At 70.5% G+C, this 1,110-nt stretch carries 1 protein-coding gene; it reads left to right on the top strand.

The window, feature by feature from the left end; all coding sequences use genetic code 11:
• The coding region (locus D7318_RS32290; RefSeq protein ID WP_230424330.1) for a type I polyketide synthase at positions 1-1,110 on the top strand (1,110 nt) is incomplete at both ends.

The following is a 1,110-nucleotide window of genomic DNA, read 5'->3' as shown; positions in this document are numbered from 1 at the left end:
CCGCGCTTCAGCGTGCGTTGGATGAGGACCTGACGTGTCTGACGGTCGCGGATGTCGACTGGTCCGTCTTCGCCCCCGCCTTCACGGCGGCGAGGCCACGCCCGTTGATCGCCGAACTACCCGAGGTTCAGGCGGCCTTGGCCACCGAAGTCACCGGGATCAACGAGCCCGGGCGGCTCGCCGGTGTCGCCGCCGCCGACCTGTCCCGCGTCCTCACCGCGACCATCCGCGCCCAGGCCGCGGCCGTGCTCGGCTTCGACGGCCCCTCCGCCGTCCGCCCGGACAAGGCGTTCCGCGACATGGGCTTCGACTCGCTCACGGCCGTCGAGCTGCGGAACCGGCTGACCGAGGAGACCGGGCTCCGCCTGCCCGCGACCCTCGTCTTCGACTACCCCAACGCCGACGCGCTCGCCGCCCACCTGGTGGCCGAGCTGTCGGGCGAGGAAGAAGGCGTCCCCGCGGACCGGCTCCCGGCGATGGTCTCCGTCGCCGACGATCCGATTGTGATCGTGGGCATGGCGTGCCGTTATCCGGGTGGGGTGCGTTCGCCGGAGGATCTGTGGGATCTGGTGGCGTCGGGCGTTGACGCGGTGGGGGCCTTCCCGGCCGATCGTGGCTGGGACATGGCCTCGCTCTTCGCCGACGAGGGCCCCGGGATCAGTCATGCGACGGAGGGCGGGTTCCTTGATGGCGCGGGGGACTTCGACCCCGGCCTGTTCGGGATCTCGCCGCGTGAGGCCCTGGCCATGGATCCGCAGCAGCGGCTTCTGCTGGAGACCTCGTGGGAGGCGTTCGAGCGCGCCGGTATCGCGCCGTCCTCGCTGCGCGGCAGCGCCACCGGCGTCTTTGTCGGCACCAACAGCCAGGACTACGCCACCCTCCTGATGTTCGCCGAGGACGAGCTGGTCGGCCACGTCGGCACCGGCAACGCCGCGAGCGTTGTCTCGGGTCGGTTGTCGTATGTGTTTGGGCTTGAGGGTCCTGCGGTGACGGTGGATACGGCGTGTTCGTCGTCGTTGGTGGCGTTGCATCTGGCGGTGCAGGCGTTGCGGCAGGGTGAGTGCTCGTTGGCGCTTGCGGGTGGGGTGACGGTGATGTCGACGCCGGGGA

The sequence above is a fragment of the Streptomyces radicis genome, from assembly GCF_003626575.1.
GTDB lineage: Bacteria > Actinomycetota > Actinomycetes > Streptomycetales > Streptomycetaceae > Streptomyces > Streptomyces radicis.
This window is presented reverse-complemented; position numbering and strand designations above follow the sequence as displayed.